The sequence below is a fragment of the Acinetobacter sp. LipI_23 genome, assembly GCF_058243045.1.
Map to the genome: position 1 here is coordinate 2,707,329 of NZ_JBZAYJ010000001.1, position 26,082 is coordinate 2,733,410.

Here is a 26,082-nt window from a genome sequence, read left to right on the forward strand (position 1 = left end):
CTCCTATTTCAGTTTCGGGTCTAATGCATCTCGCAGTGCATCGGTAAACATTGAAAATGCAGTGACCAGAACCGCCATTGCTACCGAAGCGACCGCTAACTGCCACCACTTGCCTAAAATCAGTTCACTTTGCGCTTCATTCAACATACTGCCCCATGACACCACACCGACAGGGACACCAAAACCAAGGAAGCTCAAAATCACTTCTGACTTAATAAAGGCCACCACCAATATTGACATTTGAACCAGTGCGATATGACTAACATTGGGAAATATATGCACAAAGATACGTCGGCCATGACTCACCCCAATTGCTTTTGCCGCCAACACATATTCCCGCGAAGTATGCTTCATATATTCGGCACGAATTAAACGATATACTCCCGTCCACCCCGTTAAACCCAAAATCAAAACAATCGATAAAACGCCTTTTTGTTGCAGTACCGCAGCAATCGCTAGCACCAAAAGCAAATAAGGAATCGAGGTGAAAATGTTATAAAACCAGTTCAAGACATCATCGACCCAGCCACCAAAGTAGCCCGAAATAGCACCTAAAACTGTGCCAATCACCACGGCAAGAAAAGCTGCGACCAAGCCAACAATAATTGATGTTTCTGCACCTTTAATGGTTTTCAGTAAAACACTTTGTCCCCATTTGTCGGCACCTAAAACCAAGCTTTGCTTGAGTTCCGCTTGCTGATCCAGCAAATGACCATCTAGCGCTTGATCAATCGCTCTCATATCTTCGGCTAAAGGATCAACAACCCCATAGTAATCAATAGCACCACCTACACCCTGTTCAGCAGCAATTTCTGTGTTGAGCTCACGAATCACATCTTTTAAAGGATCAACAGGGTTCTCAGGCACAGCCGCTTCGACTTTTCGTGTTTCACTTTGCGTAGCAGGTATCGCTGCTGCACCGATAAACGTAGGCGGTGCATAACTCACAGCGACTTCTTTATTCCAGTTTTTTGCAATCAATCCTGTAGATGACAAAATTAACAGCACCAAATAAAAAAGTACGATTAGGAGAGAAAACATGGCGATTCGATCGCGTTTTAAGCGGCGCATGGCGAGTTGCCATAGTCCTGTAGACGCTGTTGTAGGTTCAGCAGTATCTGGTTTTCTTTTAGTAAGAACACTGAGCATAATTCACCTACTTCAACTGTACACGTGGATCGACCCATTTATAAATCAAATCGGCAATCAAGTTGAAAAACATCGTTGCGAGGGCAACGTACACGGTAATGGCTTTAATTACGGGAAAATCACTACGCTCTACCGCAATAATCACTTCACGACCAATACCCGGAATACCAAAGAAGCGCTCAATCAAAAATGCACCAATCAGCAAAGCAGGTAAACTTGCCATCACGTCTGTAATAATTGGGATTGACGCATTGCGTAGCACATGCACACCTAAAATGTGCCGTTCGCCAATCCCTTTGGCACGTGCAGTACGAACATAGTCTTGATTGACTTCATCCAAAACAAAACTACGATACAACCGTAAAGTCGGGGCAATACTGACCACCAACATGATCAGAATAGGCAATAAAGCATATTTAAACAGGTTCTCGCTAAAGCTATCGCTCCAGCCTTGTACCGGAAACCAGCTCAACTGATAGGCAAAGACATACTGAAAAACAATGATATACACCAAGATACTGATCGACATGCCAATCGTACACAGCATCATCACCATACGATCCGTTAAACTGCCGCGCACGGCTGCTACCGCCAAAGCCAACACAATAGAAATGATGGTTTGTAAGATCGTCAGTGGAATGAGCAAAGTCAGTGAAGGCCCGAGTCGTGTCGTGATGATTTGCGATACTGACTCCCCTGTACTCCAACTCAGCCCATAATCAAAAGTCAGAATCTGTTTGATGAAAATCCACAGTTGCACATAATAGGGCTGATCGACCCCAAGCTGCTGTCGGATATTTTCAATCTGTTCAGGGTTCGACATTTTCCCTGCCAAAATATAGGCAGGGTCGCCACCGACCCAGTTAAACAAGAAGAAAATCAGCAGCACCACCCCAAGCATGGTCGGGATCATTTGCCAAATTCGACGAATAATATATGCCAGCATAAAAATGCCCCTTATTTCACCCGTTGACCAGTAATTTCATCGAAAAAGGCTTTGTTATCAGGTTCACGACCCAAAAAGTCTTTGACCAATGCTTTGGCAGGTTTTTGACCGCCTTGGGACAAAATCGTTTGACGATAGTGCTGTCCCACTTCAGGGTTATTTAAGTTATCACCAAAGGCTGAAAGCATGTCCAACGCCATCACTTCTGACCACATATAGCCGTAGTACCCGACTTGATAACCGCCCATGATGTGACCAAACTGCCCCGGAAACTCGGTGGTTGGAACATAACCCAAGGCCGTTTCACCTTCCATTTTTTCCCAAACCTTTAAGGGCTGAACCTCTCTTGCATCACTGCCATGTAGCGCCATGTCATACTGCGCATACAACGTCTGACGAGCATAATGCAAACCGCGCCCATAACTATGCACGGCATTGAGTTTAGTAATCAATGCATCATCCACGCGTGGACAGTCAGGTTTACAGTAATCTGCCACCTTTGACAAAGTCTCTTTACGTCGTGCCCATTCTTCATACATTTGTGACGGTGCTTCGACAAAGTCTCGCTCAACTGAAGTTCCGGACTGAGATGAAAAACGTGTGTTGGATAAAATGCCATGCAGCGCATGACCAAACTCATGTACAAAAGTTTCTAACTCATCGCTATTTAAACCATTGCGGTTAAAGTTAGTGACCAGTGCTGAAATCGGTTTGCGCCCAGTTAAGCTACTGCCGCCATAAACGCCCCACACAGCAGCATGTCCATACTTGCCTTTACGTGGAAATTTATCCATATATAAACCGCCGAGCAGTTGCCCAGTTTTGGCATCGGTCACATCGTAATATTCCACTTCATCTTGCCAAACCTCGACTTTGGCAGGCTTAAACTTGATGCCATACAGATTTTCAGAAATGGCAAATAGCCAGTCTTGCGAGGCTTGCGTTGGGAAATACTGACGCAGTTGCTCTTGATCGACCTGATACTTGGCTTTGCGTAATTTTTCACTCCAATATGCTTCGCTCCAACGCTCAATACTGGCTTGCTCAACAGGGATATTTAAACTTTGTGCTTTAAACTCACGTAGAGTTTGGACTTCCTTTTTCTCTAGGGGTGCCACAGTAGCATGTACCTCTGCCAAGAATTTATTCACAGTTTCAGGGTTTTTCGCCATCCGGCTTTGCAGTACCCATTCGGCATAACTGGACTTGCCAAATAGTTGTGCTAACTCATAACGTAAGTCCATGGCTTGCTTCAGCAGCGCCAGATTTTTCTCACCGCCACGTCGGGTAAATGCAATTTGATAACGCTTACGTGCGTCATCGTTGTCTGCCAACTCCATAAAAGGACGATAATCGGGATACTCAAACCCGAGTAGATAATTACCTTTGTCATTTTTCTTTAAGCCGTCGATATAACTTTGTGGCAGGCCTTTTAGCTCATCAGGGGTAAATTCGAGTTTTTCAGGATTATCACGGACATTACGCGCATACTCTTGTTCAATTTTTGCCAGTTCATCAAAAATCGCTTTTAAGCGTGCTTGTTTATCTGCTGAAAGCTGTATCCCAGTTTTTTCAAAGCCTTCCAAAATATCTTCACGGAACTTGGCTTCAATTGGATCAGCAATTTTAATTTTCTTAATTTGTTGATATAGCTTTGGATTCTGATACACATCAGTTTGGAATTGGCTAATTTTAATTTCACAATCTTCAGCCGCTTTACGCAGTGCTTCATCAGGGTCAACATTGCTATACAGACCAATCGGGCCGTAAAAATCTTCAAATGATGCAAAAATACGATCCCATTCAGCCAATACGGGCGCTGCTGCCGTTTCGTTTTTAAGGGGCTTATTTTCAAACGTTTTAAGTTGCTTTTTCACATCCGCAATTTTGGCATTACACATTGCAGGGATGTCTTTGGCTTGAAAGCTGGGTAATGTTTGGCGCGGTGCTGTTTCCGCCAAAGCCATCTGACTCATCCCTAGGCCCAACATGCACAATGTAGTGAATTTAAAATGTTGCTTTTTCATCATGACTCCAGTTTTGTTTAATTTCTATTTCTTTAAATCAATATCGATATACATCCACTCTGCGGGCAGTATGGGATGCTTTTTAAAACCAATCACACGCGGTTGTGCCAAGATATTGCGGTAACGCGCGCCAATCACCTGTACAGGCATATACACTTCCAGCAGACGTGACATTTTGGCGTAGATTGCATCGCGCTCTGGGCTTGGTGTCATCTTTTGGGCTTGTTCATATAGGCGGTCATATTCAGGAATTTTGACGCAGCCATTGTTGGTAATCTTGATGTTTTTGCCATAAAACAGCTGCATAAAGTTATCTGCATCTGGGTAGTCTGCAATCCATGCTGATGCTTTAAACATGGTTTTACATTGTTTTTCTAATTTCAAAGCCTCAGCAAAAGGCATCGACTTGGTGGTCATTCTGATTTTGATACTGTCTAAGGTTTTCTTCCAAAACTCAGCCTGTTGTTGACTGCGTAAATTATTGCCCGAAAGCGTCATCTCAATCACCAAAGGTTTGCCATTCGGCTGAGTACGCCAACCATCCGCAGCTACTTTATAGTGATAACGATCTAACAATAAATTTGCCGCTTTGACTGAGTAAGGAATACTGCTTCGATAATTGGGATCATAGCCCACCACACCACTTGGAATCGGTGCTTGCAGTTTTTGCGAATCGCCTTTTTGTAAAATATTGATGTAATTATCGGCTGAAAAAGCCATCGCCATAGCACGGCGCAGAGCAATTTTATCTTTACTTAAGCCGCCGACTATTGGGTTTTGCATGTTCCAATAATGATAGTCAATCGAAGGATCGGTGATCCGTGACAGCTGTACACCTTTCTTAACCAATTCAGGTTTTAACTTTCCATCTTGCAAGGCTTGAACCGTCAGCTCACCATCTAAGGCAAACAAATCCACTTCATCTTTAATAAAGGACAACCAGCGTGATTGCCCCTCTTCCATTACCTGAATATCAATCTCGCCAATTTGCGGCATTTTTTTGCCTTGCATGGCTTTGACGATCTTTTGATCCTCAGGCGTACTGGCCTTAAAGTTCCAAACAAAACTTCGGAAATCAGGGTTGGCCTTTAAAATAATCCGCGAACCCGGCGTCCAACGACTGAGCATATACGGCCCCGTTCCTATTGGATGCCCCATCACAAAACCCGCTTTGTCACGATATTTTTCGATGACTTCCCGTGCAACTGCACCTGCAGGCTGATGCGCAAGCAGCATTGGAAAGTTCTGATCAGGGCTGGTCAGGCGAATAACCAAGGTATAACGGTCTGGTGTTTGCAAGCCCGCGACAGATTGGTCGTAATTGAATTTTCCTGTTTTCTGCGCCTGTTTCAGCAAAGCCTCCATCCCCAAGATTCGCCCATCGAGCAGCCAACTATTGGGTGAACGCAAGCTCGGATCCAGTAAGCGTTTAAAGGTATACACATAATCAGCTGAGGTCAGCTCACGCTTTTTACCTTTAAACACTGGGTCAGCAGCAAAATAAATCCCCTTTTGCAGACGAATGGTATAGGTCAATCCATCCGCACTCACCTCAGGTAAAGCCGCAGCTGTTCGTGGTACCAATTTCGCAGGTGAGGCCAAATAATCATAGGTAAACAACGTTTCAAAAATCGAACCGTTGACATGCGCCGAGTACAAATCATGCACGCCCGCAGGGTCAAAGCCTGTTTCAGCCACAGGAAAAACATAACGTAAAACTTTTTTCGGGTCGGCAGGACTTTGCGCAAAACTGGAAACTGAACTACTCAGCAGAATACTGCCTGCCAAAATTCCCAAACCCCATCGTTTCAATTTCTGATTTAGATCTCTCATTATGTTCTACATCTCAATTATTTTTTTATGGGCTGAATATCCAAATATTGCCAATTGGTGTTCATCATCGGATGTGCTTTAAAACCCTGAATCTGTGGATGTAACAACCAATTTCGAATGCGACTGTTATGAATAATCCATGGATTATCGGCCTCAATTTGACGACTGAGTTTTTCATAAAATGGCAAACGCTGAGGCGGTGGTAAGGCCATCGCTTGTGTATAAAGTGCATCATAGGCTTTGGACTGGTAGCAACTGAGATTGCCCTGCGCCGAATTGGGCCCATACAGCAGCTGGGCAAAGTTTTCCCCTTCAGGATAATCGGCAATCCAAGCCCCACCCCAAATCATATATTTACATTGCATCGCTGCTTTTAAATTGTCAGCAAAGTTACTCACCACAAAGTCGGCACGCAGACCAATCGCATTTAAATTTTTCTTCCACAGTTCAGATTGAATCACGGAACTGGAACTGTTTTCAGTCATAAACTTAAGCGTTAGAGGCTGACCATTCGGTAGCCGACGGTAACCATCTACCCCCTTTTTATAACCAAAACGATCCAGTAATTTATTCGCCAAGAGCGGGTTATAGGCCACACTACTCCGATAATTCGGATTAAAGCCTTGTACCCCCTCAGGCACCAACATCTCCGACTTCACCGCCTGCCCTTTATACAGTTGTTTAATGGCTTCTGCTTGGTTGTAGGCCAGACTAATCGCACGTCTTAATGCAACTTTTTCAAGCCCAAAGCCACCTACCGTAGGGTCTTGCATATTAAACATGGCATAGGTGATTTCAGCGTCTTTATTGGGAAAATGCTGAATGCCTTGCTTGACCAATTCAGGTTTGAGTTGTTTGCCATTTAAAGCCTGTGGTACCGCATTGGAAGTCAGTTTGTCAAAGTCGAGTTGTCCCGATTTAAACGCGAGCCAGCGAGACTGTTCTTCTTCAATAATACTGACGCTGACTTTGCCGATTTGCGGCATTTTTTTGCCTTGCATCTCCTTGACCAGACGGTTGTCCCAACTCGAACCTGTAGATTTAAAATTCCAAGTAAAACCACGATATTTCGGGTTGGCCACCAGTTCAATACGACTCCGCGGTACATATTTACTCAGTTGATAAGGCCCTGTCCCCACCGGATGCTGCGCGATTCGGTCCCCATAAAACTCCACCACTTCCCGCGCTGTTCCACTAAATGTGGCGTAAGCCAAGATATATGGGAAATTATAGTCAGGACGGGTCAATGTGATTTGTAATGTGTATTTATCGAGGGCTTTTAAACCCGGAATCGCGGCATCGTAATTAAACTGTCCTGTTTTCTTGGCTTGAGCAACAGCAGCATCGCCACCGACAATTTTGCCTTCAATAAATGAATAGGTCGGTGAGCGATTTTTCGGATCCATAATCCGCATCATGGAATAAATATAATCCTGCGCCACCAACTCCCGCGGCTTGCCTTTGAAGGCCGCGTCATCGCTAAAATAAATCTTGGGCTGAATTTTAAAGGTATAGACTTTGCCCTCTTGTTCTATTTTTGGCATCGACACTGCTGTGTTTGGAACCAATTGAGCGGGGCGTGCCAAATAATCGTATTTTAAAAGCGGTTCAAAAATGGCTTGGGCAATACTGCCACTATAAAAATTATAGGTTTTAACCGTATCAAAACCATCATCAGGCGCTTCATAAGCGATATTTAATACTTTGTTTGGATCTGCAGGCGACTTTGCATAGGCAGAAAAGCCAAAACCCATCGCAAGGGATAAAGCAGCAAGCTTCAGTTTTTTTGAATTCAAGTTCATACCTATACACATCTTTTTTTAAGCAAGGTGATCTCATGCCATCCATGTTCAATGTCAGTGTTTTATTTTTCAGACAACACTGACAAAAACTTAAAACATAAACCCATGTTTTATAAATTAAATTTTAATTATCAAAATTTAAAAAACGGTCATGGGCAAATATTCACCTCAGCAACAAAGCGAATATCATGCCACGCCTATTTTTTTATCATTCTAATTTAACATTTTGTAAGAAAAATATATGGATATTAATTAGTTATAAATGAGAGGCTCAACCCACATCGGAACATTTTGCCAATTAGTAGCCATTTTTAAATATTCAATTTAAATAAACTATTGCACAGATTTAATACACCAATGATTCAAATTCGAACATCTCAAGAAATACAAAAAACCAAATAAAACATTACAAGTATTTATTTATTAAAGATAAATATTAATATTTCAGTATAATTACAAATAATATTTTGTATTAAAAATTCAAAAAATCACGACTCATTTTTGATCACTTATTATATGAATAATCATTTTATGATTATTTTTTAATCGATTTATAAGTAATTTTTTGCCATTTTAAATTTTTAAATTCTAGAAAAATGAAAACAAGTTACATAAATCCATACAAATAATAAAATAAAACAATATTTTCCAATAACTTAATTCACAGTCTTTTGTCTATCCCTGAAAGTTGGCATTTGCCTTGCACTCCCTCAGCACAGCAATACCGCTAAATATAGAAAAAGAAGGGTTGAATTTACGATGCAAAAAAACAAACTTGTTCGATCTATGGGGACCCCAACCATCAGCAAATCAATACTTAAACTAAGTACCCTGACTTTAAGTATGATGTGTTTGTCTTTAGCTCATGCAGAAGAAACCGAAAGCTCAGTCTCAGCAGAACCAACTAAAAAAGTTGCTAAAGTGACTGTCACTGGCTCCTCTATCAAAGGAGTTGCAGCTCAAAGTTCTTCACCCATTACGGTCATTAAAGTCGATGAAATTCTCAAACAAGGCGTTACTACCACTGAAGAAGCTTTATCTAAAATCACTGCCAACCAATCAAACTTTGTAACCGCTTCAAATGTTGGTACAAGCAGGACACAGGGTTCATCAGCAAATTTAAGAGGATTAGGTGCAAATAAAACATTGGTTTTACTCAATGGTCGGCGTTTAGCAGCGAATGCTTATGATAGTGGTGTCACAAACTTAAATATCATTCCACTTGCTATGCTTGATCGCATTGAGGTTTTAAGGGACGGTGCTTCTGCTGTCTACGGAACAGATGCCATTGGAGGCGTAGTCAACTTTATTACCAAAAAACAGTTCAATGGCTTAAATTTTAGTGCCGACTATCAAAAGCCTGAAGAAAAAGGTGGAGAACAACAAAGTTATTCAATTTTTGGAGGCTTTGGTGATTTAGAAGAAAATGGTTTTAATGCTTTTGGGGTAATTGATTATCGTCGCGGCGAAGATATCATGGCGCAAGATCGTAAAGCCAGCCGTCGCGGTGGTGTCTTACCCGAGTTAGGGGTTAATAGAACCAGTAGCGGATCATTTCCAGCTAATTTATATGATACAGCAACGGGTACATTTGGTAACCCTTATGCAAAAACAGGTTGCGGTAATAGCCCTCTCGTCTTCAGTAATGATGGTGTAACTTGTCGTTATAACAGTCAGGCTGTTATTGGTATCATCCCTCAAACAGAAGACATATCTGTAATGGGGCGTATCACTACAAAAATTAATGATAATTTTAATGCAATTGGTGAGTACGTCTACGCGCGAAGTGAAGTCACGACATCAGTTGCTCCAGACGTGTTCTTTGACTTACCCATGAATCCATCTAGTAAATATTATCCTGGCAAAGGAATTACGCCTGCAATGGATAATGTCAGCGGTCCTCTTGAGTTATATCTTCGTTCTCAAGCTGGTAACCGAGTTAGTAGTAGTGTGAATGATTCACATCGTATATTTGCAGGCCTAGAAGGGGATGCATATGGCTGGGATATTAACACCGGCGTAACCTATGCCCGTAGCAACGCAGCCGATAATATTTTAAGCGGTTATCTCAATTATGATAAAACAGCTGCGGCATTATTGAATGGCACACTCAATCCCTTTGGTGCACAAAGCGAGGTAGATGGCAATGTATGGAGTGATTTAAGTGTTACAGGGCAATATTTAGATGCCAAATTAGATTCAACCACTGTCGACTTTACCGCAAGCCGCCCAATTTATACTTTACCAGCAGGTGACGTAGGATTTGCTATCGGCGCAAGCTATCGCCGTGATGATTGGCAATCAAAAACGCTTGCAGAAATTGCAAGTGTTGCCCCAAGCACAGGCGTAGATCCCACAGAACCTGTCAATGAAGGTTCGCGCAATATTAAAGCTGTTTTCACCGAATTACACATTCCTTTGCATAAAACTTTAGAGGCTCAACTTGCAGCCCGATACGATGATTACAGCGATTTTGGTGACGCATTCAATCCAAAATTTTCTCTTCGTTGGGAACCACTTAAACAATTAATGTTCCGAACAAGCTATACAAAAGGATTTAGAGCACCAACCTTACAAGAAATGTATTCACCAAAATCGGTAACTAATACAGCAGCAACTTACAATGACCCTGTACTTTGCCCTGGAGGCGTACCTGCGACAGGATCGCTACCAGCACGTGATTGCGGTATGCAGTTTGATCGTCAGAATGGTGGTAATAAAGACCTTGAACCAGAAAAGTCTGACTCATTTACTGCTGGCATCGTCTTTGAACCTATTAAAAATCTTGTATTTACCTTAGATTATTTCGATATCAAAGTGAAGAATCAAATCACAACTATTTCTGAGACGGCCATTTTTGCTGACCCAGTAAAATATGCGGATAAATTTATCCGCAATGCTGATGGTTCTCTCAACTATATCAATACAACGAATCAAAACTTAGGTGGTATTAAAACTTCTGGTTTTGATGCAGGTATCGCTTGGCGTTCTCCAATGACAACTACTGGACAGTTTGGAGCGAGTATTGATGGCACTTATGTAACAGATTACCAATACCAAGAAAACAAAGGTATGCCTTGGATTGGCGTAGCAGGTAGTTACGCTGGCTTAGATTATCAAGCAATTGTTTTACGCTGGAAACATACCGCCAATTTAGACTGGCGCTATGAAAATTGGGCAATAAACTTACAACAAAATTTCTCTAAAGGCTACACAGATCAAAACTCAGGCGGCCAAGACCACAAAGTAAGCGATTACATAACCTACAACTTATCTGGTACTTATAAAGGTTTTAAAAATTTAGAGCTCACCATGGGGCTCAAGAATATGTTTGATGCTGAACCACCAGCGTCAAATGTACTAGATAACTTCCAAATGGGATACGACCCACGTTATGCAGATGCAGTAGGACGTACCTACTTCGCTCGTGGTACCTATAAATTCTAATACATCCTTACCACTACAACATGGTTTTCCCTCTGTTGTAGTGGCTCAAACTAACTCTTTAATTTAGAAGATTATTATTGTTTTGATCACAATTTAGCAACTTCATTTCTAGAGTTATGTACGGATCAAAGATTACATTTTAGGAGTAACTATGGGCACTACATTTGAAGATTTAGAAAAAAACTCCGCCAAAAAACTCACAGGTATTGGCGTTGTGATTTTCTTACATGTTCTTGTTGGCTTGGTGCTAATGGCGGGCTTGGCAAAAGATATTATCAAACCCTCAACCGAACCTGTGGAATTGATCATTTTGCAAGATATCAAGCCACCTGAGCCTGAACCACCTAAAGCAGTTCCACCAGAGCCACCAAAAATGGTGGAAAAAGTAGCGCAGCAACCTGACCCCAAACCTGTAGAAAAAGCAATCCCAGTGCAAAAAACAGTTGCTACACCCGTTACTAAACCGACGATAAGCACGCCGACGCCAGTTGCATCATCGCCTTCTCCAAGCCCATCTCCAACCCCCACACCGACTGCCGCGGCTCCATCACCTGCACCCAAACCCACAGGTGTTACACATGGAGTATCGGAAGGTGAAGCTGGATGCAAAGCACCAAGCTATCCACGCGAAGCAGAGATGAGTGGTATTTCAGGCACCGTACTGATTTCGGTCTTTGTCGATACCAATGGTAAAGCCCAAGAAGTCAAAGTAAAGCGTTCTACAGGTGACCGTACTTTAGACCGTGCTGCAACGAAAGCGTATAGCTTGTGCACATTTAAACCTGCAATGAAAGATGGCGTAGCTCAAAGCGCTTGGTTCGACATCCCATACGAATTTGTTCTCGAATAATTGAAAAAGATCAGCCGACATTAGGAGTTACACAATGCAAAAATTAAAAAACTTTACCGCAGCAAGCCTACTTGGAATGAGCACATTACTTCCTCTACAAGCTGTTTTTGCAGAGGAAACCGCTGCGCCCACTACAGCACTAACGACACCAGTCACCACGACTGAGAAAGCAGCAACACCTGTTCCCCCACCCTTAGCTGAAAAAGCACCTACTGCTTCAGAAAAAGTACATAACCCTTATGGCTTAGAAGCAATGTGGAAAGAAGGTGATCTGGTGTCTAAAGTGACGCTGTTTATTTTGGTGATTATGTCGATTGGAACATGGTACATCATCATCACCAAGTGCTTACAGCAAGGTAAAATCCGCAAACAAGGCCAACATGCCGATAAAAACTTTTGGGAAGCAACCTCTCTCGATACTGCAACTGAAGGTTTAGATGATGCCAGTGTGTATCGCTTTATTGCTGAAAAAGGCATTAAATCCACAAAAAATCATGGTGGAACATTATTAGAGCGTATCGACTTTAATACTTGGGTCACTATCTCGATTCAACGCGCCATCGACAAAATTCACAGCCATTTAAGTGGTGGGCTAGCTTTTCTAGCAACTGTAGGTTCAACCGCACCTTTCGTGGGTTTATTCGGTACCGTTTGGGGCATTTACCATGCGTTAACCGCGATTGGGGTATCAGGTCAAGCATCTATTGATAAAGTCGCAGGCCCTGTGGGTGAAGCCTTAATTATGACTGCAATTGGTTTAGCCGTGGCTGTTCCAGCAGTGCTTGGTTACAACTGGTTAACCCGCCGGAATAAAGCCGTGATGGAAGAAGTTCGTACCTTCGGTTCAGACCTGCATGCTGTGTTGTTAAGTGGTGAAATCAGCACCAACAATCCTGTTAACCGTGACATGAAATAAGAACATGAGGAATCAGCCATGGGAATGACGGTAAATTCAAATGACAGCGATGATGATGTAATCGGAACCATTAATACCACACCATTGGTTGATATTATGTTGGTTTTGCTGATTATTTTCCTCATTACAGTGCCTGTTGCAGTTCATACCGTGCCAGTCAATTTGCCTGAAGAAAAGAATGTACCTTATGAAACTAAACCTGAAAATATTCAACTCGCAGTCAATAAAAATGGCGATATTTTCTGGAATGAAAGTTACATTGCCGATAAAGCCACCTTACTGGCACGCTTACAAATAGAGGCGCAAAAGAGACCTCAGCCCGATGTTCACATTCGTGGTGACCAACTTACGCCATACGATGCGATTGACCAAGTCATTACTACCACGCAGCAAGCGGGGATTGGCAAAATTGCCTTTGTCACCACACCGCCCTCTTCCCCTTAATCAAAGAAGGATTCAGCTATGGGTATGAATGTTGGTTCCAACCAAGATGATGAAGATGTGATGCTTGATGTCAACATGACGCCTTTGATTGATGTCATGTTGGTATTGCTGATTATGTTCATTATCACGATTCCGTTGCCAAACAACGCCATTAATATTAACCTCCCGAATGGCACACCACCACCAGTTCAGGAAAAACCACCTGAAATCGTGGAACTACGCTTAGATGCTCAAGGCAAAATATTTTGGAATGAACAAGCTGTGGAGTCCAAACAAGCGCTCGAAGCCTTGTTTCAAACCGTTGCTCAAAAAGCAGATCAAGACCAAATTAAACTCAAAGCTGACCGCGCAACGGAATATAAATACATTGCGATGGTCATGGCCGCAGCCCAACGCCTTGATGTGAAAAAAATTGGAGTCGTGAGTAATCAGTAAATAAAACCGTCAAAAAAACCGCTGACAACTTTTTCTGTTAGCGGTTTTTTCTTTTTTAATGACTCTACGAATTACTTCAATACGGGGATGTCGATCCACAATGCTTGCGGAAAATGTGTCGCCAAATAAGCTTTTAAATAGCTCGCAGTATCTTTAGAAATGAGTTCATCTTGTGACTCATCATTTAAGTTATAGGCTAAAGCGTAAAGCTCTAAACCACGGTTTTTCAGTGCTTCTAAACTTAAAATGGTATGGTTAATACTGCCCAAACGCCCCGAACTCACCAAAATTACAGGCAGTTGCTTAGCTGCAATATAGTCAATGCTAAGCAAATCTGTGGTTAAAGGCACCATCAAACCACCCGCACCTTCTAACAACACCACCTCATATTTTTCAGCCAGCTGCTGAGTAGCACGCTCGATTTTTGCAAAATCAATCTCACGACCATCAATTTTAGTCGCTAAATGTGGCGATGCAGGATAACTAAAAATTTCAGGCATGGTCAGCTTACTGTCATCTTCAGGAAACCAGCCCATACCCATAATTTTACGGTGCTGTTCAATGTCTTCAGAAACATCAACATTGCCCGTTTGCACTAGCTTTTGGGTAATGGTTTTTTGGCCTTGTTCATTCCAAAGCTTGGCTAAGTAGCCCGTAGTATAGGTTTTCCCAATGCCTGTATCGATTCCACTGATAAAGTAAACTGATCCAGTCATGGCATTCTCCGTGCAATACAATAAATAGGGTGATAACTCAGGCGATAATGAATCTGACCTGATGTATCGAGTTGTGAAAATTGTTGATAATCTTGATAAAAACGTTCGAGCGAGTGCTTGGTCCAACGAAAGTTAGATGCCGTTGCCGTGACACCTGTGGCTTTTAAATGTTGCAATACCTGTTTCGGTGTCGCAAAGTCTAAGTATTCAATTTGTTCAGACAAATGTAGAACGTCAAAGCCTTGGTTTTGCAATTTTTCTCGTAGTTGATCGAGCTTTAAATAAGCTAAGCCTTGTCCCGTTAAAGTCTTAATTTCTTGTAAATTCCGTTCACCAAAGGTGGAAAAACAAAATAGGCCTTGTGCAAGCAGACTGTCATTCGCTTTCTGGAAAACAGCATCAAGATCCGTCATCCACTGTAGCGCTGAAGTCGATACAATCAACTCTAAAGCATCAGGAAAATTGAGCCGTTCAATGTCACCCAACAACCAGTCTATATTTGAATAGCCCTGAAAGTGTTGTTGTACCTCTGGATATAAATCATTCAGTAGATAGTGTGAAATTTGGAAATCTTTCAGCAATAAATGGCTTAAATTACCTGAACCACAACCAATTTCAAACACCCGCTCAAATTGCGTTTTAGCGGCATAATGTTGAATTAAATCAAAAAGCCGTCGTGCAATTTGCTTTTGCACAATCGCATGCTCAGTGTAACTTTGCCCTGCCTGAGCAAAGCGCAATGCGACTTGGGATTTATCAATCTCTGAATTTTTCACGACTCACTCACAACAACTGAATCAACTGATCTAAATCAGTATGGCGAACTTGAGCGGTCAAGGAAATACGTAGCCTAGAACTATGCTGCGGCACAGTCGGTGGTCGTACGGGCATAATATAAAAGCCTGCTTGTTGCAAAGCTTTCGCCTTCTCCACTGTTTTGCTCGAATCACCGATGATCACAGGGACAATTTGAGACGTTGATGGACAATCAAAACCTTTGGCCTGAACTGCTTGCTGTAGGCGCTGACTGATACTGTGTAAATGCTGACGTGCATTATTTAACTGCAAGACTTGTTGCAAGATAAAGTTGCTCCACGCCATGCAGATCGGCGGTTGTGCCGTACTAAAAATCAATGGGCGCATCGTATTGATCAGATAGTCTCGAATCACAGGATGACAAATCAGATAGCCGCCGATTGAAGCCATAGCCTTACCCAAAGCACCAACCAAAAAGTCGATCTCATCAATCACTTGATATTGCTCGGCACAACCCAAACCTTGCTCACCACGCACACCAATACCATGTGCTTCGTCGACATAGAGCATGACTTTTTCAAACTGTTTTTTGATGCGGACCAATTCAGCCAAATCAGTTTCATCACCATCCATACTAAAAATGGACTCGGTCACCACAATGATTTGCTCAAAAGCATCATCGGCATGATACTTCTGCAAAAGTTGGGTTAAATGCGCCAAGTCATTATGACGATAACGTACCAACTTCGCTGTCGATAAACGGATACCATCAATCATGCTGGCATGGATTAATTTATCAGCCAAAATTAGGGTTTTACTATCTGCTAATGCAGGTAAAATACCAATATTCATGTGATAGCCGCTGTTGAATACCAAAGCCGCTCGACCATGAAAAGCTTGACTCAGACTGCTCTCAAACTGTTCATATTCAGGAAAATTACCCGTCAATAAGCGTGAAGAAGCTGAACTCATCCAGCGCTGCGCATTCGGCGTTTCATCGAAAAACTGCTCACGCAATTCAATATTTGCAGCCAATCCTAGATAGTCATTCGATGCCAAATTCAACATCTCATGATCATGGATGCGAATCATCCGCCCTTGCTGCACATTGGGCGTGAACTGGCGAAAATTGCCTTGCTGTTTAAGGATATCCAACTGCGCTGCAAAATGCTCTACATGCTTCATACAACAGGCTCCTGCATCTGCACCACCACTTCAACCAATTGCTCAAGCAAGGTCTTGAGTTCCTGTGAGGTAATCACATAAGGGGGCATCACATAAACCAGTTTTCCAAATGGTCGCACCCAAATACCACGGCGGACAAACTCCTGTTGCAAGGTCTTCATATCCACATTAAACGTCAGCTCAACCACACCAATGGCCCCCAATACACGAACTTCATGGACATATTCAAGTGACTGCAACGGGGCCAAGGCGGTACGAAGTTGTGTTTCAATGCGTTGAATATTGCTTTGCCAATCTTGTGAAATGAGGAGTTCTGTACTTTTCGCCGCTACTGCACACGCCAAGGGATTGGCCATAAACGTTGGGCCGTGCATAAATACGCCCGCTTCGCCTCGACTGATGGTTTCAGCAATATGCTTTGTGGTTAAGGTTGCTGACAAAGTCATATAGCCGCCTGTTAAACCTTTACCCATACACATAATGTCAGGTTCGACCTGTGCATGCTCCCAAGCAAAAAGTTTCCCCGTACGCCCAAAACCTGTCGCAATTTCATCAAAAATCAGTAAAACACCGTATTTTTCACAGAGCAATTTGGCCTGTCGTAAGTACTCAGGATGATAAAAACGCATCCCTCCTGCACCTTGAACAATCGGCTCAATAATCAGCGCGGCGATACTTTCATGCTGTGCAGCTAAGGTGTTTTCAAGCTCACGAATGTCCTTCTGATCCCATGCTGCATCAAAGGCAACTTGCGGTGCAGGAACAAAAATACGATTGGGTAAACTTGAACCAAAAATTTGATGCATGCCTGTGACAGGGTCACAGACCGACATCGCATTCCATGTATCACCATGGTAGCCTGAACGCGGGGTGACAAAATTGGTTTTGTCTTGTTTCCCAAGCGAAGTCCAATACTGAACTGCCATCTTTAACGCCACTTCAACTGCAACAGAACCTGAGTCTGCATAGAAAATTTTATCTAAACTTGGCGGGGTGATTTGCAACAGTAATTTGCCCAGTTGAATGGCGGGATCATGGCTAAAGCCACCAAACATAATATGTGACATGTTTTGCAGTTGGTCTGTCACGGCCTGATTCAGTTCAGGATGGTTATAGCCGTGTATGGTGCACCACCACGAAGACATTCCATCAATCAGCTGACGGCCATCATCTAACTCAATGGTTGAGCCAAAGGCTTTTTTAACTTTAAAGGTGGGGAGCGGATTAGTCATCGAGGTATAAGGATGCCAAATATGTTCCCGATCAAATGCTAAGTCATCCAACTCACCATCCAATTTGGCATTAATCTCAGTCATCCTTAACTCCATACCGACTACAGTTACAGCAAAATTTCAATTTGACTGATCTTAAACCTGCGCGCATCAAAAAGAAATTGCGATATTCGCCACTCAGCGAATTGTTTAATCCATTTTTTGTAAATATTGGCAGATTTTGTCAGTTACTTCATCTGCATGGAAAACTGGAAGCCCATGTGAACCACTTAAAAGCATCGTATCTAAAAAATTTGCACCTAAAGCTTTTAAATTATCCAAGACTTTGTAGCTAACTAAAAAATCTTGTTTAGCCAGCAGATGGAGTTGATGCCCCGTATAATTTTGTAAGATCTCAACCGTATTTAAATGCTCTAAACAATTGAGTCCCTGTTCTAACAGATCTAAAGATTGAGGCTGAAGCAAACTTTGCAACTGCAAAAAATCTTGCTTGGTGGTTGCCGTCCCTTGGCATACCATAAATCCAAATTTCTTTAAGGTTGCAATCGCATCTTCTTCGAAGGATTTTTTAAAGCTTTGAAATGTCGCTGGACTCATCGCAGTTGGCCAGTTTTCATGCGCCACAAAGCACGGATTTGAAGCCAGAGTGATTAATATTTTTTGCTGTTGATACTGCTGTTCAACAGCATCGACCAATAAAGTCGCCAGTTGCCCCCCCAAAGACCAACCGATAATGACATCAAAGTCTTTGGCTTGTTCAGCATGTTGCTGCAACGCCTGTGTATCCAATCCATTAAAAATATTGATCAGCTCAACCATATGGCCTTTATGCTGCAAAGCATGAGTTAAAGGTTGCAGTAACTTGGCTCCACCACCCCAGCCCGTGATGAGTAAAATACGTTGATTCAATGCAGACTCTAAAACTGTAAATTTCAAACAGTATAAAACCTCAGACTCCGTTGCAAAGCAAGCCCTTTGAATGAACAGCAAATTTAAATAAATAATTCAGATTTAGACACCAGAATCTCAGCACTTTAGTGCCTTAAAATTTGCTAAGATCAATGAAATACATTTCTGGACAGCCTACACCATGAAAATAATGCAAGTGGCAACGATTAGCTTACTTTCGCTAGGTAGTTTCTGTGCCATCAGTAATGCCACTTATGCAGCACCAGCTTTTTCAAGCGCTTCATCAGACCAAAAACAATGGGTGGGCAAGCCCGCACCGAGTTTTAAGTTACAAGATCAAAATGCCAAATGGCATGAGCTCAAACAATATCAAGGCAAATGGATCGTTCTGTATTTTTATCCGAAAGATGACTCGCCGGGCTGCACCCAAGAAGCCAATCAGTTTAAAGCACTCTACCCACAATTTAGCAAAAATAATGCGGTGGTCTTAGGCGTGAGTTTGGACGATGTACAGTCACATCAAAAATTTTCGAAAAAGTTGGGACTGAATTTCCCTATTTTGGCTGATCACAATCATCAACTGGCAAATCAACTCGGCATCGTGCGGAACTTGGGCATCGCGAAAATTGCGAAACGTGAAACCTTTCTGATTGACCCACAAGGTACGGTGGTCTATCACTACAGCAGTGTGAATACCCAAACCCATGCAGGACAAGTATTAGCAGATATTCAAAAGTTCTCTAAAAAATAACCCATACAAAAAAGCCTTCGGACATTGATTCGAAGGCTTTTTGATTACTCAGTACGTAAATGCAAAAGCCACCTTTACATAAAACTGGTAGCTGGCATCTCTTACATTTGAGACTGAATATAGTTTTGCAGACCAATCAATTCAATTAAACGTAATTGTTTTTCTAACCAATAAGTATGATCTTCTTCGGTATCTGACATTTGCTGACGTAACATGTCACGGGTAATGTAATCACCCTTTTCTTCACACAATTTTACGCCTTGCGCTAATTTTTCACGTACATGATATTCAAGCTTTAAATCGGCTTTTAAGCATGAAACGACATCTTCACCAATTTCAACGTCATCACGTTGCATATTCGGTGTGCCTTCCAAAAACAAAACCCGGCGAATGATCGCATCCGCATGCTGTGCTTCTTCTTGCATTTCATGATCGATACGTTCAAAGATTTTGCTCAAACCCCAATCTTCATACATACGTGAATGAATGAGATATTGATCGCGTGCAGCCAATTCTCCACCGATCAACATATTTAAGTAGTCTACGACTTCAGGATTGCCACGCATTTCAAAATCTCCATTCTCTAATGCAACTATTATGGACACATTTAATTCACTTTGCAAAAGATAAATTATGTAAGTTTATGATTTTTATAAAATTAAAATGAGAAACATACGCATTTGCAGTATGAATCATCAAAATAATAGTTATAAAAGAAGCCTTTGCAAAACTTCATCCCTTTTGCAAAGGCTTTTTAGGCTTGAACAGCCCTGTGCTTCATTTTGTAACCATTAAAAATGCTTCTTATTTCAGCCTTGGAACGGTATTCATTCTTTCACTTGTTCTGAGCAACGGACCAAAGAGAACCCACTTCTGCGGACTGGACTCGGGCCTGAGCTTGGCGATAAAAACGGAAAAATAACCCTGCAAAAAGAATAGCAAAGACGTCAATCCACCATAAAGAGGAAGAAGATGACCATAGTCCAATCTCAGGTAAGAGCAGTGCTATAGCAGAAGTCAAAGGCATGAGCAGTAAAACAATCACAATCGACAGCAGTAACGTTGGTAAAGCTCGTGCCGCACCCAATACGAAGCTAAACATTAAGCTGAAAATAAAAATCGCATAATAGATATACATAAACCATGCGTTGATGCTGTGTAGTTCAGGACTGAGTACATAGGCCCAGCGCCCGATCAACATACTCATAACAATACCAAAGACCGTTCCCAAACATGCCCCTATGGTTAAGTTTGCAATGAATTGCACATCTTTACGCTGTGCAGGTGGTACTAAATTTGGATTTTTTTGTCGTTTCACTCGAGATTCAATCCATAGAATATTACCTGAGTAAAATAAAAATGCCCCGGCTAGACCCAAGGCCAAATACAACCAACGGGTAAAATCTCCGCCATAGTTACCAAAGTGCAAACTGAACATCGATCGAATCAGTTGATCTAGACCAGAACTCTGCGTATTTAAATTGGCTGTACTATAGGGTGCGGGCTGATAAGGATTGAAAAACATCACGTCGAAGTTATCACCGCGTAACATCTGATCTGGGCTATATAAACTGACGCGTGCCGAAGCCTTGGCGGGTTGGTCTAGATTGTTAAAGCTTACAGACGAGACCTCATAGCCCTGTGCTTGTTGCTGTACCTGTAAGAGTATTTTTTCAACATCTAGCTGAGGAACTGGATCTGTAATCTGCACCGCAGCGGGACGTTCAAACAATGGTTTGCCTTTGGACACCAACTGCCCCAAGCCATCATAAAATAGATCATGAAATGCAAAAACAATTACCGTCACACTAATCAAAATATGAAACGGTAAACTGGTAATGCCAATCACATTATGCGCATCGAGCCAAAAGCGTTTTTTGTTCTTACCTTGCCGTATCGCAAAGTAGTCTTTGACCAACGTCGGCAAGAGGATGATTAAACCTGTCATTAGCGCCAAAAAATATAAGACAGATACCACACCCATCACATAAACACCGAGTGTATGATGCCCAAGCATTCCCGGAATGCCTGCCGTTTCGTGCAGTTGTTCAATCAACCAACCTAGTTTGGATAAGTTTTCTTGTTCAACCTGTAGAGTGCCATCTGGTTTCAGTGTCGCTAACATCGCGCTTTGATCGGTATCGAAAACATGATCATCATGTGTTTGACTTTGCGCAGGTTGCCACTGAATCGGGGCATAATGAAACTCTTTGGAGTTTAAGTTGATCTGGAAACTTTTTTGCGCTTCAGGATACTGCTGCTGTACCTGTGACACCAAATCGTTGTACTGATGGAATTCAACCGTATTTAAACTTTGTTGCGGTGGCGTTGCCCACTTACTCAAATCATGCTGAAACATACTCAGCCCACCTGCAAAAAAGCAAATGAACAAGAGAATGCCTGCGCAAATTCCTACCCACGTATGTAACTCTTTGGCCAGTCGGAGAATATCTGTACGTACCTTCATGCCCTATTCCCCTCTGAGCCAAAACACAAGTGTGTAAGCCACGATATTGAAAAACAGATAAATCACAATGGACTGCCATCCACGTGGAATAAAATAGGCCACGAAAAAGAGTGGTAACCAAATCCACGGAATCGACCACATCCCTAACTGTGGAGCAAGACTACGATACTCAGATTGCAGTCCCCACATTGTGATTAATGCAGCTAAAGCGAAAGCTAGGCTGAGTCCAAGAACTGCTCCTGCAAAGCTTTTCGTCCACCAGTCAGGTTGTATATTTTTATCGCGTAGCAACGTCATGCGTCAAAGCCCCATGTAATAAAGGAATAAACGGCAGTACTGACCACAACACCAATGGCATCAGCAACCACATCAACACGGCCACCAGTTTTGGTAATATCGCCAGTAAAAGAACCAATGCCAAAATAAAAGCAAACCACCCGACCCAACGATACTTTTTCGCCACAGCCTGTTTAAGAACCGTTTGATTAGGATGGGTCAAATACAGCAGTACACAACCACCGCAGCACAGGAATAAACCGAGAAATTTCATCATTGCGTTCAACTTAAATGAGACAGCATTCAGACATAAAAAAGCCCACTGCATCGCAATGGGCTGATCATAAAAATTAGAAATCGAAAGTGACGCCAAGTTTATAGGTACGTGCACCACCAACCGTTGCATAGTAAGAGTTGAACACACCTTCCCAATATTTTTTATTAGTCACGTTATCGACATTGGCTAGGAAAGTCGTGTTTACACCACCCAGTTTTGTTTTATAGCGCGCACCAACATCAAGAATAGTATAGTCAGGAAGTTTATAGGTATTCAAACTATCTAAATATTGTTCACTAACATAGTTAGCCCGAGCATTAACATTTAAACCATCTACCACAGGTACGGCATAATCCAAGCCTAATGAGGCAGTAAAGTCTGGCACACCATAAATCGTATTGCCTGAAATATCAGTGGTGCTTGTAGAACCTTTTGTATATTCAGCATCAATATAAGCCATGCTTCCCAGTAGATTTAAGTCCTCAGTCAAATTCCCTGAGAAGGACCATTCAATACCACGTGATCGACTTTCCCCACCGTCTTCAGTGATCTGTGTATTACCATTAACCGCTGTCGCCAAAGCTGTTGTGATCAGAGTCGGTTTTTCAATTTGATAAAGTGCCAAGCTATTTAACCAAGAACCAGCTTGATACTTTGTCCCCACTTCATATTGCTTCGTTTCGTAAGGCTTAAACAGTTTTCCTTCATTCACATCCGCGGTAGAAGTTACTGAGTCTGCTTTTGATAAACCTTCAACATAACTTGCATAAAAAGATAAATTTTCTCCAAACGGTTTGATTACGATGCCTAAACTTGGTGAAAGCTTATTTTCATCGTATTTCACATCTGTAGTGAGACTTTCCAACTGCATATCTTGATAACGAGCACCCAAAATCAACTGAAATTTGTCATCCAACATTGAAATTTGATCCGTCAAGGTATAACTCATGAATTTATCATCTTCATAAGGTACAACTGTTGGATAGGTCGTTGGCATTGTCCCGTTCGAGTTAGGATTATAAAGATTCGTTGTAAATGATGAACTGGTCGCACGAGAGTGTTGATCGTATTCACGATGCACATAATCTGCACGTAACCCAAGGGTATGTTTAATGGCACCTGTATTGAATTTAGTTTCAATACCCGTATTACCACTTAGGTTATTTTCTTTAGATGCGACTCGATAGTACTGCGAAGTTGCATCACCTGTACTGTTCTGCAAGATCATACGCGTACCAAAAATATGCCCCGAATAACCTTTTTCAACATAACCCACACCTGCAAAAACTTTGGTATCAGGGGTGAGTTTATATTCACCATTTAAGCCCGCATAACGGCTATAGGTTTCCCCATGAATTTGATCAAAGTAATTATTATCACCCTTTGGTGCAGCAACTACGCCTGTTTTTTGCATAGAGACCATTGCAGGTGAACCATTATCACGGTTTTCACGAATGGCATAAGCATCAAAGTTTAGTTTTAATTTATCGGTCGTATAGTCCGCTGCAATCGAACCCAGTGCTAAACGGTCATCCATACCTTCAATAAGATGCTCACCGTCTCCATATGTGCCGTTTACACGAACGCCAAATTGTTTTTGGTCACCAAAACGACGAGAAACATCTACATTGGTTTTATAATAACTCTCATCTTCTAATGACGTCGAAATACGTGTTAGATCTTGGTCGGCACGTTTAGAATTCGCAATCACTACTCCGCCAACGCTTCCTGCTGGTGCCATACCTGCAACCAAAGCATTCGGTCCTTTCAATACTGTCACCGATTCTAGTAAATCTGTTAGTATACGTCCCATAGGAGCTACAGCGTATAACCCGTTATAAGCCATATCATCATAGCCGACACTAAAACCACGAATTTGGAAGTTTTCGTTTAAATGACCTTGATTGGTCGTCGCACGAATACTGGCATCATTTTCTAAAACCTCCCCCACTGTCGATGCTTGTTGATCACGAATCAGTTGCTCTGTATAAGTAGAAACCGTAAATGGTGTATCAATCGCTGACTTATTCCCTAAAGCACCCAAGTTAGCCGTCTTCGCCAATTTACCATCGGCATAGCCTTGTTGTGATTGCGCTTCTGATTTTAAGGCAGGTAAAACTGAAACCTCCTCTGCAAAAGCAAGCTGTAAACAGCCTCCACCCATCATCAAAAGCCCAACAGAGCTTGCAAGAATTTTCTTAGAGAAGGATTTCATTTTAAACAACACTTATTTTTTAATGAGAATCATTATTATATGTAAAATAATTATCATTATTTATTGTATTTTATCATTTGACTTATCTATCTGATCTAAAATACAAATTTAAGCTTACTGCGAAAAAATACGTTTTACTCGCTCATTTTCAATACAGTGTGGTGCAATATTATAAAATGACGCATAAGTCAGACACCTGTTCACCCCATAAGCAAAGACTTTCATGGCATTCACGTTTACACTAAGCCAATACTTAAAACAACAATGGGTAATCTATGACAAACTTAGCAACACAAGCACCGGTACTGGTTACAGGTGCATCGGGTTATATTGCCAGTTGGGTGATTCAAAAATTATTAACCCAAGGGTATACCGTTCATGCCACTGTACGTGACTTGAACAAAACCCAAAGCTTCGCGCATTTATCTAAAATTGCAGACAGCAGTGCTGGAACACTGAAACTCTTTAAAGCCAATTTGCTCGAGCCCAACTCCTTTAAAGAAGCGATGCAAGGTTGTGAAATTGTCTTTCATATGGCCTCTCCTTTCGTCGTTACTAACTATAAAGATGCAGTAAAAGACATCATTGAACCTGCTGTTTTGGGTACAGAAAATGTCTTAAACACCGTCAATGAAACCGAGTCTGTTAAACGCGTTATTGTCACTTCGAGTATTGCGTCGACCTATGGCGATGCCATTGATATTTTAAAAACGGACCACAATACTTTTGATGAAAGTCACTGGAACACCAGCAGTTCTGAGACCCATCAGCCTTATCCATATTCTAAAGTAATGGCTGAGCGTAAAGCTTGGGAAATGGCTGAGGCACAAGATCGTTGGCAGTTGGTATGCATTAACCCTGCGTTGGTCTTTGGTCGTTCATTGACACCAAATACACAGTCAGGCTCAATTGAGGTCTTACAACAGTTTACCAATGGTTTGACTTTAGCTGGTGTCCCACCTATGTGGAATGGTGTGGTCGATGTTCAAGATGTTGCTGAAGCACACTTACAAGCAGCATTCAACCTAGAAGCAACGGGTCGTTACATCGTAAGTGGTGGAACTTTAAGTCTGCTTGAAATCGGTCAATTGCTTAAAGCACATTTTGGTTGGAAGTTTCCATTTCCACGAAATGAACTGCCCAAAGCAGCCTTTAAGGTGATTGGTCCATTCATTGGTTTTAGCCGCGAGTTTGTTGAGCTGAATATGGGTTATCCAATTTATTTTGATGCGAACAAGAGCCAAAAAGAATTGGGTTTAGAGTACCGAGATGTCAAAGAAAGCCTCGTTGAGCACTTCCAACAATTGCTCGATGACGGTGTCATTAAGCAATATATTCCCTGAAATAAACAACCTAAGTTTGACTTAAATATTCCTCCAGCTCATTGAAAAGCAATGATCTTGGCGGAGTCTTATCAAGTTCTCACCCCATTTCATCATTAGCCTGCAG

Annotated in this window: 22 protein-coding genes; 7 read left to right on the forward strand and 15 right to left on the reverse strand. The window is 42.0% G+C overall.

Annotation, left to right across the window (positions count from 1 at the left end):
* Positions 1 to 3: 3 nt before the first annotated feature.
* From AC4CVD_RS13320 to AC4CVD_RS13340, 5 genes are read right to left on the reverse strand one after another with little or no spacing between them, the layout of a single operon-like run.
* Entirely contained in the window at positions 4 to 1,149 is a 1,146-nt protein-coding gene (locus tag AC4CVD_RS13320; RefSeq protein ID WP_490753281.1) for an ABC transporter permease, read from the reverse strand.
* Positions 1,150 to 1,156: 7 nt separating this feature from the next.
* Entirely contained in the window at positions 1,157 to 2,095 is a 939-nt protein-coding gene (locus AC4CVD_RS13325; protein WP_490753282.1) for an ABC transporter permease, read from the reverse strand.
* An 11-nt stretch (positions 2,096 to 2,106) separates the two neighbouring features.
* Positions 2,107 to 4,122 (reverse strand): M3 family metallopeptidase, encoded by a 2,016-nt coding sequence (locus AC4CVD_RS13330; protein ID WP_490753283.1) that lies wholly within the window; start codon positions 4,120 to 4,122, stop codon positions 2,107 to 2,109.
* A gap of 24 nt (positions 4,123 to 4,146) precedes the next feature.
* Complete coding sequence (locus tag AC4CVD_RS13335) at positions 4,147 to 5,955, reverse strand: ABC transporter substrate-binding protein (RefSeq protein ID WP_490753284.1); 1,809 nt, start codon at positions 5,953 to 5,955, stop codon at positions 4,147 to 4,149.
* Between the two features lie 17 nt (positions 5,956 to 5,972).
* Positions 5,973 to 7,763: an ABC transporter substrate-binding protein gene (locus AC4CVD_RS13340; protein WP_490753525.1), complete on the reverse strand. Its 1,791-nt coding sequence runs from the start codon at positions 7,761 to 7,763 to the stop codon at positions 5,973 to 5,975.
* A 753-nt stretch (positions 7,764 to 8,516) separates the two neighbouring features.
* On the opposite strand from AC4CVD_RS13340, the gene AC4CVD_RS13345 reads away from it, so the two are divergent.
* From AC4CVD_RS13345 to AC4CVD_RS13365, 5 genes are all read left to right on the forward strand, one after another.
* Positions 8,517 to 11,204, forward strand: a complete 2,688-nt coding sequence (locus AC4CVD_RS13345; protein ID WP_171355045.1) for a TonB-dependent receptor — start codon at positions 8,517 to 8,519, stop codon at positions 11,202 to 11,204.
* A gap of 151 nt (positions 11,205 to 11,355) precedes the next feature.
* Positions 11,356 to 12,054 (forward strand): energy transducer TonB, encoded by a 699-nt coding sequence (locus tag AC4CVD_RS13350; RefSeq protein WP_114836516.1) that lies wholly within the window; start codon positions 11,356 to 11,358, stop codon positions 12,052 to 12,054.
* Between the two features lie 34 nt (positions 12,055 to 12,088).
* Positions 12,089 to 12,970: a MotA/TolQ/ExbB proton channel family protein gene (locus AC4CVD_RS13355; protein ID WP_234304584.1), complete on the forward strand. Its 882-nt coding sequence runs from the start codon at positions 12,089 to 12,091 to the stop codon at positions 12,968 to 12,970.
* Between the two features lie 18 nt (positions 12,971 to 12,988).
* Entirely contained in the window at positions 12,989 to 13,414 is a 426-nt protein-coding gene (locus AC4CVD_RS13360; RefSeq protein ID WP_114836514.1) for an ExbD/TolR family protein, read from the forward strand.
* An 18-nt stretch (positions 13,415 to 13,432) separates the two neighbouring features.
* Positions 13,433 to 13,849: an ExbD/TolR family protein gene (locus AC4CVD_RS13365; RefSeq protein WP_078389252.1), complete on the forward strand. Its 417-nt coding sequence runs from the start codon at positions 13,433 to 13,435 to the stop codon at positions 13,847 to 13,849.
* A 71-nt stretch (positions 13,850 to 13,920) separates the two neighbouring features.
* Here the strand turns inward: AC4CVD_RS13365 and bioD are convergent, their stop codons facing one another.
* From bioD to AC4CVD_RS13390, 5 genes are all read right to left on the reverse strand, one after another.
* Positions 13,921 to 14,565, reverse strand: coding sequence for a dethiobiotin synthase (bioD, locus tag AC4CVD_RS13370; protein WP_114836513.1), 645 nt, complete (start codon positions 14,563 to 14,565; stop codon positions 13,921 to 13,923).
* Positions 14,562 to 15,341 (reverse strand): malonyl-ACP O-methyltransferase BioC, encoded by a 780-nt coding sequence (gene bioC / locus AC4CVD_RS13375; protein WP_279662109.1) that lies wholly within the window; start codon positions 15,339 to 15,341, stop codon positions 14,562 to 14,564. Before bioC ends, bioD begins: the two co-directional genes overlap by 4 nt.
* Before the next feature lie 7 nt (positions 15,342 to 15,348).
* A complete protein-coding gene (locus AC4CVD_RS13380) occupies positions 15,349 to 16,506 on the reverse strand; it encodes an 8-amino-7-oxononanoate synthase (protein WP_490753285.1) in 1,158 nt (385 codons plus the stop codon).
* Positions 16,503 to 17,822 (reverse strand): adenosylmethionine--8-amino-7-oxononanoate transaminase, encoded by a 1,320-nt coding sequence (gene bioA, locus AC4CVD_RS13385; protein WP_114836510.1) that lies wholly within the window; start codon positions 17,820 to 17,822, stop codon positions 16,503 to 16,505. Before bioA ends, AC4CVD_RS13380 begins: the two co-directional genes overlap by 4 nt.
* A gap of 105 nt (positions 17,823 to 17,927) precedes the next feature.
* Positions 17,928 to 18,674: an alpha/beta hydrolase family protein gene (locus AC4CVD_RS13390; RefSeq protein WP_114836509.1), complete on the reverse strand. Its 747-nt coding sequence runs from the start codon at positions 18,672 to 18,674 to the stop codon at positions 17,928 to 17,930.
* Positions 18,675 to 18,837: 163 nt separating this feature from the next.
* Between AC4CVD_RS13390 and AC4CVD_RS13395 the strand changes: the two genes are divergently transcribed.
* The gene (locus AC4CVD_RS13395; RefSeq protein ID WP_017397004.1) at positions 18,838 to 19,398 is read left to right on the forward strand and encodes a peroxiredoxin; all 561 of its coding nucleotides are present in this window, start codon (positions 18,838 to 18,840) and stop codon (positions 19,396 to 19,398) included.
* A gap of 101 nt (positions 19,399 to 19,499) precedes the next feature.
* Here the strand turns inward: AC4CVD_RS13395 and ftn are convergent, their stop codons facing one another.
* The 5 genes from ftn to AC4CVD_RS13420 all read right to left on the reverse strand — a co-directional run bounded on the left by ftn (position 19,500) and on the right by AC4CVD_RS13420 (position 24,633).
* Positions 19,500 to 19,964 carry a heteropolymeric bacterioferritin subunit Ftn gene (ftn, locus tag AC4CVD_RS13400; protein WP_004695301.1) on the reverse strand — a complete coding sequence of 155 codons (465 nt, stop codon included), beginning with the start codon at positions 19,962 to 19,964 and terminating at the stop codon, positions 19,500 to 19,502.
* A 269-nt stretch (positions 19,965 to 20,233) separates the two neighbouring features.
* Entirely contained in the window at positions 20,234 to 21,865 is a 1,632-nt protein-coding gene (locus tag AC4CVD_RS13405; RefSeq protein ID WP_490753286.1) for a PepSY-associated TM helix domain-containing protein, read from the reverse strand.
* A gap of 3 nt (positions 21,866 to 21,868) precedes the next feature.
* On the reverse strand, positions 21,869 to 22,162 hold the full coding sequence (locus AC4CVD_RS13410; protein WP_490753287.1) for a hypothetical protein: 294 nt from the start codon (positions 22,160 to 22,162) through the stop codon (positions 21,869 to 21,871).
* Positions 22,143 to 22,418, reverse strand: a complete 276-nt coding sequence (locus AC4CVD_RS13415) for a hypothetical protein (protein ID WP_490753288.1) — start codon at positions 22,416 to 22,418, stop codon at positions 22,143 to 22,145. The genes AC4CVD_RS13410 and AC4CVD_RS13415 overlap by 20 nt, the downstream gene beginning before the upstream one ends.
* 73 nt (positions 22,419 to 22,491) lie before the next feature.
* The gene (locus AC4CVD_RS13420) at positions 22,492 to 24,633 is read right to left on the reverse strand and encodes a TonB-dependent receptor (RefSeq protein WP_490753289.1); all 2,142 of its coding nucleotides are present in this window, start codon (positions 24,631 to 24,633) and stop codon (positions 22,492 to 22,494) included.
* 275 nt (positions 24,634 to 24,908) lie between these two features.
* Here AC4CVD_RS13420 and AC4CVD_RS13425 point away from each other — a divergent pair, with 275 nt between their 5' ends.
* The gene (locus tag AC4CVD_RS13425; protein ID WP_004983016.1) at positions 24,909 to 25,976 is read left to right on the forward strand and encodes an SDR family oxidoreductase; all 1,068 of its coding nucleotides are present in this window, start codon (positions 24,909 to 24,911) and stop codon (positions 25,974 to 25,976) included.
* The last annotated feature ends 106 nt before the right edge of the window (positions 25,977 to 26,082 follow it).

Bases quoted from the DNA above. Each gene is read 5' to 3' on its own strand.
- AC4CVD_RS13320 (WP_490753281.1), bottom strand. From the start codon at position 1,149: ATGCTCAGTGTTCTTACTAAAAGAAAACCAGATACTGCTGAACCTACA.
- AC4CVD_RS13325 (WP_490753282.1), bottom strand. From the start codon at position 2,095: ATGCTGGCATATATTATTCGTCGAATTTGGCAAATGATCCCGACCATG.
- AC4CVD_RS13330 (WP_490753283.1), bottom strand. From the start codon at position 4,122: ATGAAAAAGCAACATTTTAAATTCACTACATTGTGCATGTTGGGCCTA.
- AC4CVD_RS13335 (WP_490753284.1), bottom strand. From the start codon at position 5,955: ATGAGAGATCTAAATCAGAAATTGAAACGATGGGGTTTGGGAATTTTG.
- AC4CVD_RS13345 (WP_171355045.1), top strand. From the start codon at position 8,517: ATGCAAAAAAACAAACTTGTTCGATCTATGGGGACCCCAACCATCAGC.
- AC4CVD_RS13350 (WP_114836516.1), top strand. From the start codon at position 11,356: ATGGGCACTACATTTGAAGATTTAGAAAAAAACTCCGCCAAAAAACTC.
- AC4CVD_RS13355 (WP_234304584.1), top strand. From the start codon at position 12,089: ATGCAAAAATTAAAAAACTTTACCGCAGCAAGCCTACTTGGAATGAGC.
- AC4CVD_RS13360 (WP_114836514.1), top strand. From the start codon at position 12,989: ATGGGAATGACGGTAAATTCAAATGACAGCGATGATGATGTAATCGGA.
- AC4CVD_RS13365 (WP_078389252.1), top strand. From the start codon at position 13,433: ATGGGTATGAATGTTGGTTCCAACCAAGATGATGAAGATGTGATGCTT.
- bioD (WP_114836513.1), bottom strand. From the start codon at position 14,565: ATGACTGGATCAGTTTACTTTATCAGTGGAATCGATACAGGCATTGGG.
- AC4CVD_RS13380 (WP_490753285.1), bottom strand. From the start codon at position 16,506: ATGAAGCATGTAGAGCATTTTGCAGCGCAGTTGGATATCCTTAAACAG.
- bioA (WP_114836510.1), bottom strand. From the start codon at position 17,822: ATGACTGAGATTAATGCCAAATTGGATGGTGAGTTGGATGACTTAGCA.
- AC4CVD_RS13395 (WP_017397004.1), top strand. From the start codon at position 18,838: ATGCAAGTGGCAACGATTAGCTTACTTTCGCTAGGTAGTTTCTGTGCC.
- ftn (WP_004695301.1), bottom strand. From the start codon at position 19,964: ATGCGTGGCAATCCTGAAGTCGTAGACTACTTAAATATGTTGATCGGT.
- AC4CVD_RS13405 (WP_490753286.1), bottom strand. From the start codon at position 21,865: ATGAAGGTACGTACAGATATTCTCCGACTGGCCAAAGAGTTACATACG.
- AC4CVD_RS13410 (WP_490753287.1), bottom strand. From the start codon at position 22,162: ATGACGTTGCTACGCGATAAAAATATACAACCTGACTGGTGGACGAAA.
- AC4CVD_RS13415 (WP_490753288.1), bottom strand. From the start codon at position 22,418: ATGATGAAATTTCTCGGTTTATTCCTGTGCTGCGGTGGTTGTGTACTG.
- AC4CVD_RS13420 (WP_490753289.1), bottom strand. From the start codon at position 24,633: ATGAAATCCTTCTCTAAGAAAATTCTTGCAAGCTCTGTTGGGCTTTTG.
- AC4CVD_RS13425 (WP_004983016.1), top strand. From the start codon at position 24,909: ATGACAAACTTAGCAACACAAGCACCGGTACTGGTTACAGGTGCATCG.